This window comes from uncultured Microbulbifer sp., assembly GCF_913055755.1.
In the GTDB taxonomy this organism is placed as follows: domain Bacteria; phylum Pseudomonadota; class Gammaproteobacteria; order Pseudomonadales; family Cellvibrionaceae; genus Microbulbifer.
In genome coordinates, this window is sequence record NZ_CAJXKH010000110.1 from 1 (window position 1) to 11,160 (window position 11,160).

Consider the following 11,160-nt stretch of genomic DNA (forward strand, 5'->3'; position numbering starts at 1 on the left):
ACTTCGATGGGCTGTTCGCGGGAGGGGTAATCGAGGTTGACGGTGTGGTAGCCGCGATCGCTCAGCGTCCGCGCCATATCGGTCATGGACGAGGAGTCCTTGGTGAGTCCGTGCACCAGTATTGCGCAGGGCGCGCCCTCGTCTGCGGAGGTCGGAGCAATGTGCTGCTGCGCCTGCAGTGGGCCGCACAGGCCAACCAGCAGTAACACTCCGGCAAACACGCTCAGGGGTTTTGATCGCACCACGGGGAGTCGCCTCCATTACACAGGGTTTTCCACACCTGGGGAGTCATACGCCCGGATGGGTTGTGCAGATGACTTCAGGAACTCTCGACTTCCGCGCCCTTGCCGCGCTTGATCATGCGGCCAAAGAAAACACCTACCTCAAACAACAGCCACATTGGGATGGCCAGCAGGGTCTGGGAAATCACGTCCGGCGGGGTGAGCAGCATACCGACGGCGAAACAGGCGACGATCACATAGGGGCGCTTTTTCGCCAGATCCTTGGCGCTGATCGCTCCGCTCCAGATCAACAGCACCGTGGCGATGGGGATCTCGAAGGCAAAGCCAAAGGCGAAAAACAGCTTCAGCGCCAGATCCAGATAACTGCGGATATCCGGCATCACCTTGATATCCGCGTGGGCGGAGCTGATAAAAAACTCGAAGATCAGTGGAAACACCACGAAGTAGGCGAACGCCATGCCCGCGTAAAACAGGAACACACTGGAGAACATCAGCGGCGCGATCAGGCGCTTTTCGTGCTTGTACAGACCCGGGGCAATAAACGCCCAGAACTGGTACAGCACAACCGGTATGGCGACAAAAAATGCCAGCACAAAGGTGGTCTTGAACGGAGTCAGGAAGGGGGAGGTCACTTCCGTGGCGATCATCCCCGCCCCCTCGGTGAGCCTTGCCTGCAGCGGGTCGGCGACAAAATTGTAGATATCGTTGGCGAACGGCACCATGCAGGCAAAAATCGCCACCACCACCAGCAGGGTCTTCAGCAGGCGGTCGCGCATCTCGATCAGGTGCTCGATAAACGGCTGGTCTTTTTCGCTCATGAACGCTTTTCTTCCGGCTCGGTAGGGCTGTCACTCGCGGAGGAATTTTCCGGCGCTTCCGTTTTCACTGGCTTTTCCCGGTCGGATTCTTCCGGGTCCAGTCGATCCACCTCCGCCCAGGCCTCGTCTTCCTCGTGCTTGAAGTGGTCGGGGTGGTGTGGATTGAATTGCGGGTCGCCGTGATCGTGGAGGTGTTCGGGGTATTCCGGATCCTCCAGATCCTCGTCGTCCTCGTCTTCTTCCGGCAGGTACTCTTCACTGAGTTCGTCGCCGAGGGAAGCATTACGCTCCTCTTCCGGCAGGTAGTCCGCGGCCTGGCGACGCTTGTCCGCGGCCACGTCCGGCTCTGATGGAGCCTCCACGGATATTTTTTCCTGTGATGCGGCCGCCGTATCTGCGGTTTTTTCCGCATCTTCCTTGAGTACCTGCGCCTGGGCTTCGACCGATTTCAGATCCTGCTCGAACTTGCGCTCGGCCTCGCTGAAAGTGCGCTCCATCGCCTGCTGGCTCTCGCGCAGCTCTTTGAGCACACGCTCGTTGTGCAGCTCGCGACGGATATCGTCGGCGCCCACTTCGCGCTCGAGCTCCTCCTTGGCATTGCCCAGGGTCTGCTTGATCTGCGTCCACCAGCGCACGGTGGTGCGCACAGCATCCGGAAGGCGTTCGGGACCAATGACCACCAGGCCCACGACGCCAATCAACAGCAGTTCAAAAAATCCGATATCAAACACGCGCGCTCGCTCTATCAGTTGCGGACGATGACGGCCCTGGATTTATTTGTCCTGGGACTGCTTTTCTTCGCTGGAGGTTTTCTGTTGTGGTTTGCTGCTCTCGTCCTTGGTCAGCCGCTCCGGGTCCTTGCTTTCGTCCTCTTCCTCACCATCTTTCTTGCCGTCTTCCTTCATGGCTTTCTTGAAGCCCTTGATGGCGCCACCCAGGTCACCGCCCAGGTTGCGCAGACGCTTGGTGCCGAAAATCAGCAGAACGATGACCAGCAGAATCAGCAATTGTTGCCAGCTAATGCCCATAAGAAATGCTCCTGAATCAGTCTTGAATTCGTAACGTAAAAATTTTGCGTGGCAACGCGCGATCAATCCTGACCGCGGGACGCCTTTTCTTCCAGTCCGGACAACCCGAAGCGGCGCCCCAACTCATCCAGTACCGCGCGGGAGTCGGTACCCAGGTGGTTGAGCATGACCAGGGAGTGAAACCAGAGATCCGCGGTCTCCGCGATCATCGCCCTGTAGGCCTCGCTGTCGGCGTCTTTGCCCTCGGCGTCCTTGGCGGCGAGTACCAGTTCGGTCGCTTCCTCGCCCACCTTTTCCAGAATCTTGTTCAATCCCTTGTGATGCAGGCTGGCGACATACGAGGCATCCGCATCGCCCTGTTGCATCCGCAAGCGCAGTACGCGATCCAGTTGTATCAGCATATTACTCATGGCGCTGGTCTATTTCTCCGCGTTCTCTGTGGTCTCGGCACTGGCCTTGGTGGCGTATATGTCTTTCGGATCGGTAATCACCGGCTGGCGAATCTGCCACTGGCCCGCTTCGAGCACCTGGTAAAAACAGCTGGTACGCCCCGTATGACAGGCAATTCCGCCGAGCTGCTCCACCATAAGGACAAGGGTGTCGCCATCGCAATCGAGGCGGATCTCGCGCACCTGCTGCACGTGGCCGGAGGATTCACCCTTGCGCCAGAGCTTGCCGCGGGAGCGCGACCAGTAGACCGCGCGGCCTTCCTCGACGGTGAGGCGCAGCGACTCGCGGTTCATCCACGCCATCATCAGTATGCGCCCGGTCTGGTAGTCCTGGGCGATGGCGGGCACCAGCCCGTCGCTGTTCCAGCTGACCGCTTCAGTGAAATCGGTTTCGCTCAAGGGATGCGTCCTTACTTCTTTCGTTATTGTAGGCTGGCGGCCGGGACTCCCGTCCCGCTCGGCCCTGCCGGGTGCCCGCAATCACGGCCACAGCAGCAATGCCAGCGCCACCGCCCCCAGCGCCCAGCTCGCCGCCGGTATCTGCGCCAGCAGGTCCGGAGACGCCACCAGCGCTGCGCCGGCCGCCAACAGGGCGCCGGCAATGCGCCGCGCGTACTGCGCGCGCCCGCGCCGCTGGCTGCCGGCCAGCTGGTCACCAAGACGGTGCAATTGGGGTGCCAATTCGCGCCCCTGCTCCAGCGCGGAGAATGCCATCTGCGGCAGCTGGGGAAACTTCTCCAGCCATTCCGGGCCGTAGCGCTTGATCTCGCCCATGATGGTGCGCGGGTGGACGCGGTCGCGCATCCAGCGCTCCAGAAATGGATGGGCAGTCTTCCACAGATCCAGCTGCGGATAAAGCTGTCGTCCCAGGCCCTCGATATTGAGCAGGGTTTTCTGCAGCAATACCAGTTGCGGCTGCACTTCCATATCGAAGCGGCGCGCGGTCTGGAACAGGCTGATCAGCACCCGGGCAAAGGAAATCTCCCCCAGGGGCTTTTCGAAGATGGGCTCGCATACCGCGCGGATCGACGCTTCAAAGGCATTGATCGGGGTGTCCGCCCGCACCCAGCCGCTCTGCACATGCAGCTCCGCCACCATGCGGTAATCCCGGCGGAACATCGCCAGCAGGTTGCGCGCCAGGTAGTACTGGTCCTCGCGGGTCAGACTGCCGACGATCGCGGTATCGATGGCAATGTATTGCGGGCGCTGCGGCTGCTGACGGGACACGAAGATATTGCCCGGGTGCATGTCCGCGTGGAAGAAATTGTGCTCGAACACCTGCTTGAAGAAGATCTCCACCCCGCGCTCGGCCAACAATTCCATATCGGTGTTCTGCGCCTTCAGCTGGGCGATATCCGTGACCGGAATACCGTCGATGCGCTCCAGCACCATCACGTTCTCACGGGTGTAATCCCAGTACACCTCGGGGATATACAGCAGCGGCGAGTGACTGAAATTGCGCTTGAGCTGCGAGGCATTGGCCGCCTCGCGCACCAGGTCCAGTTCGCCCTCGATGGTGTGGCGGTAGTCTTCCACCACCTCCGCCGGGCGCAGGCGCTTGCCGTCCGGCAGAAAGCGCTCGATCCAGCGCGCAATATGCCCCAGCAGGCGCAGATCGTCCTGGATCACCCTGTCGATACCCGGACGCAACACCTTCACCACCACCGACTGCCCGGGCTGGCCATTCTTCCCGTGCAGGCGCGCCGCGTGCACCTGGGCCACCGACGCCGACGCCAGCGGCTCGCGCGCGAACTCCGCAAACAGCTCGTCGACACCGGCACCCAGTGCCGCCTCGATGCGGGCGATACACTGCTCCGCCGGGTAGGGCGGCACATTGTCCTGCAGCTTGTTCAGCTCCAGCACGATATCCGGCGGCAACAGGTCCGGGCGGGTGGACAACAGCTGGCCGAACTTCACGTAGATCGGCCCCAGGTCCTCCAGCGCCCGCCGCAGGCGTTCTCCCCGGCTCATCTCGCGGGTTTTGCGGCTCTGGGGTAACAGTGTGGCCGGCGCCCACAGCGCCCGCAGCCACAGCGGCTGCTGCTCCGCGGGCACCAGTTCATTCAGGCGGTAGCGCAGGAACACCCGCGCAATGGTGATACTTCTTGCGATCGGCACGGTCAGTCGGTCCCCCGCTGGTTCAGTCGCTGGCGCAGATGGGCAATCCGCGCCTCCAGCCGGTCGACCCCCTGGACCAGTTCGGACACATCCTCGGCAAACGCCTCGAACTGGGCCTGCGGCGGCGTCACCTGCCACTCCTCACTGACCGCCTCCGCCGCCGCACCGGGCGCCTTGCCCAAGGCGTCTTTCAGCCAACCGGCCGCGGCGCGCACGCCGAGACCAATCTGATGGGCCGGGGAATCGCCCACCAGTTTCGACAGCGGCTCCTCCCAGTCGATATCCAGGTCCCGCAGGATCGACTGCAGCTCCGCCAGAAATGCACTGGAACCCCGCACCGTCACCCCCAGCTTGGCCGGGGTGGCATCGCGGTTTTTCAACAGCTGCAGAAAGGCGATCGCCGAACCCTGCAGCTCCGTGGTCACCTCGCCGCCCCAGCGGCTGTGTACCTCGATACGCTCGTCTTCTATCACCAGGAACAGGTTCATTTTCGGCGCACTGAGCGCCACCGCCAGCACCTTGCCCGCCAGTTTATCCAGACGCGCACGGGTACCCGGATCGTACCGAAGTGCAGAGTTGATGGCGGTTTCCAGGGTGGCGTCGAAGCCGGCGCGGAAAGTGGGATCGGTCATAATTATTTGGAAGCCAGTACAGAGTCAGATGCGAAGGTCCGGGTGCTGGTGCGTGTTTGCGGGACCGTCTGCGGCCAGGACGGCCGCAGCCGAGCCCCCAGGGATGGGTTCACGGCGTGTCCCGCAAACACGCACCAGCACCCCGGCCGCCACGGCGCAAATTTCAGGCTAGGGCTTGATGCCCTTGTGCAGCGCCACAATGCCACCGGTCATATTGTGGAATTCGCAGTCCACAAAGCCGGCCTCGCCCATCATGTCTTTCAGGGTCTGCTGATCCGGGTGCATGCGGATACTTTCCGCCAGATAGCGATAGCTTTCCGCATCGTTCGCCACCAGCTTGCCCATGAATGGCAACAGGCGGAAAGAATACTGGTCGTAGACCTTCTCCAGCAGCTTCGACTCCGGCTTGGAAAACTCCAGCACCAGCAGGCGGCCGCCGGGCTTCAGTACCCGCAGCATCGAGCGCAGCGCCAGATCCTTGTCCGTCACATTGCGCAGGCCAAAGGCAATGGTAATGCAATCGAAGGTGTTGTCCGGGAAAGGCAGGTACTGGGCGTCCGCCTGCACCGTCTCCACATTGCCGGCAATGCCCCGGTCCAGCAGGCGATCGCGGCCCACCTTCAACATCGACGCATTGATATCCGCCAGCACCACCTTGCCGGCAGGGCCCACAATGCGGGAGAAACGCGCGGTCAGATCCCCGGTACCACCGGCGATATCCAGGATCGTCTGCCCCGGGCGGGCCGCGGAAAGCTCGATGGTGAACCGCTTCCACAGGCGGTGAATACCCCCCGACATCAGGTCGTTCATCACATCGTAACGGGCCGCCACCGAATGAAAAACATCCGCCACGCGCCCCGCCTTCTCTTCCACCGGCACCTGCTGGTAACCGAAATGGGTGGTCTTGCGTTCCGTCATTTTATGCCTGCTGGGGTAAATACAGGGGCGGTATTGTACATGGGGGAGAACTGGATGGGATACGGCTGGTCAGCAACCTGTGCAGACAGGGCTGGCCGGCATTCACCAGTGTGCGGCCGGCGCTCACCAGCGCGAACCACTTCGCAACTTGCCGCAACTCCGATTACGACAGCAACTCAATTGGCATAAATCAGTAAAATTTTCCCACTTTGGACAATTGTATTAACCTGCAGACCCCGCTTGCGCAATATTTCGTCTTTCGAACTTTATGAAGTATGGGATCTTTCCTCCCATTCGTTACAGGTTCACGGCAGAAAATTCTGTCCACAACGATCTGACAAGACTATCTGGTAAGACAAGAAGAACCCTGAAGGGGGGGATATAAGAATATGAAAGGAAATATACTTTCCATGGCCATCCGCGGCGCGATCCTCGCAGCCGTTGGCGCCACTCCCGCATTTGCGCAGGAAGACAGCCAAGCCGTAGAAGCTTCTTCCATCGACGAGGGAACCATTGAGCAAGTCACCGTGACCGGCTCCCGTATCGCGCGTCCCAACGCGGTAAGCCCAACCCCGGTTACCTCCCTGACCGCTGAAGATATCAGCCTCAGCGGCGAGACCAACCTGGGTGACTTCCTGAACGAACTCCCGGCTCTGCGCTCCACCTTTTCCGGCCAGAACTCCGGTCGCTTTATCGGCACCGTGGGTCTGAACCTGCTGGACCTGCGCGGTCTCGGCACTTCCCGTACCCTGGTACTGCAGGACGGCCGCCGCCATATCGCCTCCTCCGTAGGTACCTCTGCGGTTGACGTGAACACCATTCCGGAAGACCTGATCGAACGCGTCGACGTGATCACCGGTGGCGCCTCCGCCATTTACGGTGCCGACGCGGTTACCGGCGTGGTCAACTTCGTCATGAAGGACGATTTCGAAGGCCTGAAAATCAGCGCGTTCGGCAGCGACACCGAAAATGGCGGTGCAGAAACCACCGAGACTTCCATCACTTTCGGTCAGAACCTGTTCGACGGTCGCGCCAATATTGCCGGTAGCTTCTCACACACCAGCCGCGGCGACGTCTACGGCACCGATCGTGAGTGGATCGCCAAAGGTTACGGCACCCTGTACAACCCGGAAGACACCGGCCCCGAAGATGGCATTCCGGATCGCATCGTAGTGGAAAACTACACCGCGCCGATCCTGAGCGAACAGGGCGTGCTGTGGGCCATGGATCCTGCAACCGGAGGCTTGGCTGGCTATATGGCGCAGACCTGGGATCCGGATGGTTCATTCCGCGACCAGCAATATGGCGACTACTGTGACTCCCGGCTGCGATGCGACGGTGGTGACGGTTACCGCTGGATCGGCGAGAACCAGATGTATCCGAGCATGGAAACCAACAACCTGTTCGTGAAAGGTCACTTCGACCTGAACGATTCCACGCGCCTGTTTGCAGAAGGCAAGTTCGTGACCCACGAAGCGGAAAGCTGGGGCCAGGCGAGCTTTGGCGCGACGCCGTTCAAGTCCACCAACCCGTTCCTCAGTGAAGAAGCTGCCGCTTCCGCAGCCCAGCTCGAATCCTGGGGCTACCTCCCCGCCACCTATCGCATGCATACCGACCTGGGCTATCGCGGCGATCTGACCGAGCGCGAAACCCAGCGCTATGTGGTTGGCGTGAAAGGCGATATCGGCAGCCGCTGGAACTACGAGGCCAGCGTGGTGTACGGCGAATACAACGCCGACATCTACTACGTGAATAACCGTCACGAAGAGCGTTTCTTCCAGGCAGTTGATGCAATCCAGCTGGAATCCGGTGAAATCGTATGTGCCGACGAAGAAGCGCGCGCGGCCGGCTGTCAGCCACTGAACATTTTCGGTTCCGGTCTCAACTCCCAGGAGGCGATCGACTGGGTAATGCTGGACGACACCGGCTCCGAAGAGAAGATGACCCAGACCGTAGCTTCCGGCTTTATCGGCGGTGACGTCATCGACCTGCCGGCGGGCCCGCTGTCTGTCGTGGGCGGTTTCGAATATCGCGAAGAAACCAGTGCTGTAGATTTCGACGATATCATCAAGAACGGCGATACCTTCATGAACGCGCTGGCGAGCACTAAAGGTGAATACGACGTGACCGAAGCCTACGTGGAACTGTCCGCGCCGCTGCTGTCCGATCTCCCCGGCGTTCAGAGCCTGGTATTCGACACCGCATACCGCGCTGCAGACTACTCCACCATCGGCAGCACCGGTGCCTGGAAAGCGGGTCTCGACTGGACCATCGTCGACGACGTACGTGTTCGTGCAACTGCCTCCCAGGCTGTACGTGCACCGAACATCGACGAGCTGTTCGCGCCGCTGGGCCAGAACTTCTTTAGCATTGCCGACCCGTGTCACCCCACCGAAATCGCCTATGCTCCGAACCCTGAGCAGCGGGCAGCCAACTGTGCGGCGCTGGGCGTCGGTGATAACGCCACCTTCCCGTACAATGCTGGGCCGACACTGCCGGGCTTCAGTGGCGGTAACGTGAACCTGCAGGAAGAAACCGCTGTTACCCAGACCGTCGGTTTGGTCGTTACTCCGCGCTTCGCGGAAGGCCTGACCATCACCGCAGATTACTGGGATATCGAGATCGAAGATGCGATTTCCTACTATGGTGGCCAGACCATCCTGGACAAGTGTGTGGACGCCTCCTCCATCAACAACCAGTTCTGCGGCAATATCGAGCGCGACGCGAACGGCGACCTGGTATCCCTGACCAGCTCCGCACTGAACGCCTCCAAGCTCACCGCCAAGGGTATCGACTACGAAGTGCGCTACGAAATGGCGCTGGCCGACCTGTTCAAGTCTGAACTGGGCAGCCTGACCCTGAGCCTGCAGGGCACCCACCTGCTGGAGCGGGACGACTACTCCTTCCAGAACGAGCCGGACAGCGTTGACCGTATCGACGGCGAACTGGGCGACCCCACCAATGCGTACAACATGAATGTCACCTACCGCTATGGCGATCTGTCCGTAAACTGGTCACACCGCTACCTGGATGACATGGCGCTGTACGACCTGGGTCTCTCCCAGCCGGAAAGTGCGGCGCCGAGCAACACCGGTGAAGTGCGCTACAACGATCTGCGCGCCAGCTACCTGTTCCAGGACAGCATCGAGGTGTACGGCGGTATCAACAATATCGAAGACCAGGAACCGCCGGCCTACCTGAGCGGTATCGGTGGTGGCTCCGGTATGTACGATACCCTGGGCCGCAGCTTCTACCTGGGTGCCAACTACACCTTCTAAGTTTTCCCAGATCAACAACAAGAAACCCGAGGCCTCCGGGCCTCTTCCTCAAAGCCGCATCAAACGATGCGGCTTTTTTTGTTTTTATCGACAACATCCTAAACTTGAGCGGATTCGCCCTGAAAAGCCCCTTAGAAAAGCCCTTTACCCAATAGCTTTCACAATGCGCTACTCGCTGCCAACCGGCTCAGATATCGGCAACAAGCTGAAACAGATCGCACGATCCCAGCTTGAAAGGGCGCTGGCGGAAACAGAACTCGCAGACGGGGAAAAAGCCACCCACCAGATTCGCAAGCGCGGCAAGAAGATGCGCGCCCTGGTGCGCCTGATCCGCACAACCGACCCCGCCAGCGAATCCCTCTACCAGTTTGAAAACGCCCACTACCGCAGCGTCAACGATCTGCTTTCCGGCAGCCGCGATGCGACATCCCTGTATCAGGCGCTTGTACAGCAACTGCAGGCAGAAGATTTTCCGCAGATGGCGGCGTACCTGAAAGCCAGAATCCCCCAGGCCACTGGCAATGAATTATTTGAGGCGCGCAATCTGTTGCAGCGCGGCAGATTGCATATCGACGATTGGAAGGTCGACCAGCTGACGTGGAAGGACTTGCGCAGGGGCTACAGGAAAAGTTATCGGCGCGCCTGCAAGGCGTTGAAAAAGGCGCGGAAAAATGAAGACGACCAGAGTTTCCATACCCTGCGCAAGCGGGTAAAGGATCAGTGGTATCACAGTCGCCTGCTGCAACACCGCTACCCGAAGAAAATCGGCAAGCGCTGTAAATCGCTGAATACGCTGGCAGGCGATCTGGGCGACTGGCGTGACCTGCGCCTGCTGTGCCACTTTCTGGCCCGCAATAGCGCGAATCTCGATCCCGAGGTCCGCGCCGAACTGATACCGCTGCTGGACCGAGCCCAGCAGCGGCTGCAGATTTTAAGAAAAGACATCGACCGCCACTGCCAGCAATTGTTTGCCAGGAAAACATGGCGCAAACAGAAAAAGTGGCAAACAGCGGTCGAGTGACCCGCTCGCTAGTTTTCCAGCAGGCCCCCGGCATGCACCATCACGTGAAAGATAAAGTTCTGCTCGTTGGTACCGCTCAGCAGGTGTGCGCCGGGGCCGCGAGCCCAGATACCCACGTCTTCACCGCCGTGGGTCTCACCGGAGGAATGCACCAGAGATTCCTGGAAAAAGCCCGGGGCGCGGGTATCCACTTCGGTGAGGTCGACACGGCCGGTGCCCACCGGCGCGTTCATGCGGGCGTCGGAATTGGTTTCTTCACCCAAATCGGCGTAGCCAGGGCCATTGGCATAGCCCACGGTAGTGTAGGGTTTGCCATCGGCAGCCAATTGCGGGTGGTCCATGGGCTCGCCGTGTTCGTCGTTGCCCACCACCTTGCCGAGAATCGGGTTGCCACGGGTGGGGTAGCCGGCGATGGTGAAGGTGTGGCTGTGGTCTGCGGTGACGATGATGAGGGTGTCTTTCGGATCGGTGTTGTCCATCGCCACCTGTACTGCATTGGCGAACTCCACCGCGTCGTGCAGGGCATTGTAGGCGTTGCCGGCGTGGTGGCCGTGGTCGATGCGGCCGCCCTCGATCAGCATGAAGTAGCCGTCCTTGTTTTTCTATACCAGTTCCAGGCCCTTGGCGGTCATCTCACTGAGCGACGGCTCGCCGGC

General features: G+C 60.4%; 10 protein-coding genes and 2 pseudogenes. 2 read left to right on the forward strand and 10 right to left on the reverse strand.

Translation table 11 applies throughout. The features are described from left to right. From QZ511_RS14785 to ubiE, 9 genes and pseudogenes are all read right to left on the reverse strand, one after another. A pseudogene (locus tag QZ511_RS14785) lies at positions 1-245 on the reverse strand (hypothetical protein); the annotation flags it as partial. Between the two features lie 74 nt (positions 246-319). Continuing rightward, positions 320-1,060: a twin-arginine translocase subunit TatC gene (gene tatC, locus QZ511_RS14790; protein ID WP_295803479.1), complete on the reverse strand. Its 741-nt coding sequence runs from the start codon at positions 1,058-1,060 to the stop codon at positions 320-322. Then, positions 1,057-1,791: a Sec-independent protein translocase protein TatB gene (gene tatB / locus QZ511_RS14795; RefSeq protein ID WP_295803480.1), complete on the reverse strand. Its 735-nt coding sequence runs from the start codon at positions 1,789-1,791 to the stop codon at positions 1,057-1,059. The genes tatC and tatB overlap by 4 nt, the downstream gene beginning before the upstream one ends. 42 nt (positions 1,792-1,833) lie before the next feature. Continuing rightward, entirely contained in the window at positions 1,834-2,088 is a 255-nt protein-coding gene (tatA, locus tag QZ511_RS14800) for a twin-arginine translocase TatA/TatE family subunit (RefSeq protein ID WP_295803482.1), read from the reverse strand. Between the two features lie 62 nt (positions 2,089-2,150). Next, positions 2,151-2,498, reverse strand: coding sequence for a phosphoribosyl-ATP diphosphatase (locus tag QZ511_RS14805; RefSeq protein WP_295803483.1), 348 nt, complete (start codon positions 2,496-2,498; stop codon positions 2,151-2,153). A 9-nt stretch (positions 2,499-2,507) separates the two neighbouring features. Further along, positions 2,508-2,936, reverse strand: a complete 429-nt coding sequence (gene hisI / locus QZ511_RS14810) for a phosphoribosyl-AMP cyclohydrolase (RefSeq protein WP_295803484.1) — start codon at positions 2,934-2,936, stop codon at positions 2,508-2,510. An 81-nt stretch (positions 2,937-3,017) separates the two neighbouring features. Next, positions 3,018-4,655, reverse strand: a complete 1,638-nt coding sequence (gene ubiB, locus QZ511_RS14815; protein WP_295803485.1) for a ubiquinone biosynthesis regulatory protein kinase UbiB — start codon at positions 4,653-4,655, stop codon at positions 3,018-3,020. A 2-nt stretch (positions 4,656-4,657) separates the two neighbouring features. Continuing rightward, positions 4,658-5,287, reverse strand: coding sequence for an SCP2 sterol-binding domain-containing protein (locus QZ511_RS14820; RefSeq protein ID WP_295803486.1), 630 nt, complete (start codon positions 5,285-5,287; stop codon positions 4,658-4,660). Between the two features lie 168 nt (positions 5,288-5,455). After that, positions 5,456-6,205 carry a bifunctional demethylmenaquinone methyltransferase/2-methoxy-6-polyprenyl-1,4-benzoquinol methylase UbiE gene (ubiE, locus tag QZ511_RS14825; RefSeq protein ID WP_295803487.1) on the reverse strand — a complete coding sequence of 250 codons (750 nt, stop codon included), beginning with the start codon at positions 6,203-6,205 and terminating at the stop codon, positions 5,456-5,458. A 389-nt stretch (positions 6,206-6,594) separates the two neighbouring features. Between ubiE and QZ511_RS14830 the strand changes: the two genes are divergently transcribed. Both QZ511_RS14830 and QZ511_RS14835 read left to right on the forward strand, forming a co-directional pair. Next, entirely contained in the window at positions 6,595-9,483 is a 2,889-nt protein-coding gene (locus QZ511_RS14830; protein WP_295803489.1) for a TonB-dependent siderophore receptor, read from the forward strand. Next, entirely contained in the window at positions 9,416-10,504 is a 1,089-nt protein-coding gene (locus tag QZ511_RS14835; RefSeq protein WP_295803490.1) for a CHAD domain-containing protein, read from the forward strand. Before QZ511_RS14830 ends, QZ511_RS14835 begins: the two co-directional genes overlap by 68 nt. Before the next feature lie 8 nt (positions 10,505-10,512). On the opposite strand, the pseudogene QZ511_RS14840 reads toward QZ511_RS14835, so the two are convergent. Further along, positions 10,513-11,094: pseudogene (locus QZ511_RS14840) on the reverse strand (alkaline phosphatase); the annotation flags it as partial. Positions 11,095-11,160: the final 66 nt, after the last annotated feature.

Coding starts and splice junctions, on each gene's coding strand:
- QZ511_RS14830 (WP_295803489.1), top strand. CDS start 6,595: ATGAAAGGAAATATACTTTCCATGGCCATCCGCGGCGCGATCCTCGCA.
- ubiE (WP_295803487.1), bottom strand. CDS start 6,205: ATGACGGAACGCAAGACCACCCATTTCGGTTACCAGCAGGTGCCGGTG.
- QZ511_RS14820 (WP_295803486.1), bottom strand. CDS start 5,287: ATGACCGATCCCACTTTCCGCGCCGGCTTCGACGCCACCCTGGAAACC.
- tatA (WP_295803482.1), bottom strand. CDS start 2,088: ATGGGCATTAGCTGGCAACAATTGCTGATTCTGCTGGTCATCGTTCTG.
- QZ511_RS14805 (WP_295803483.1), bottom strand. CDS start 2,498: ATGAGTAATATGCTGATACAACTGGATCGCGTACTGCGCTTGCGGATG.
- tatC (WP_295803479.1), bottom strand. CDS start 1,060: ATGAGCGAAAAAGACCAGCCGTTTATCGAGCACCTGATCGAGATGCGC.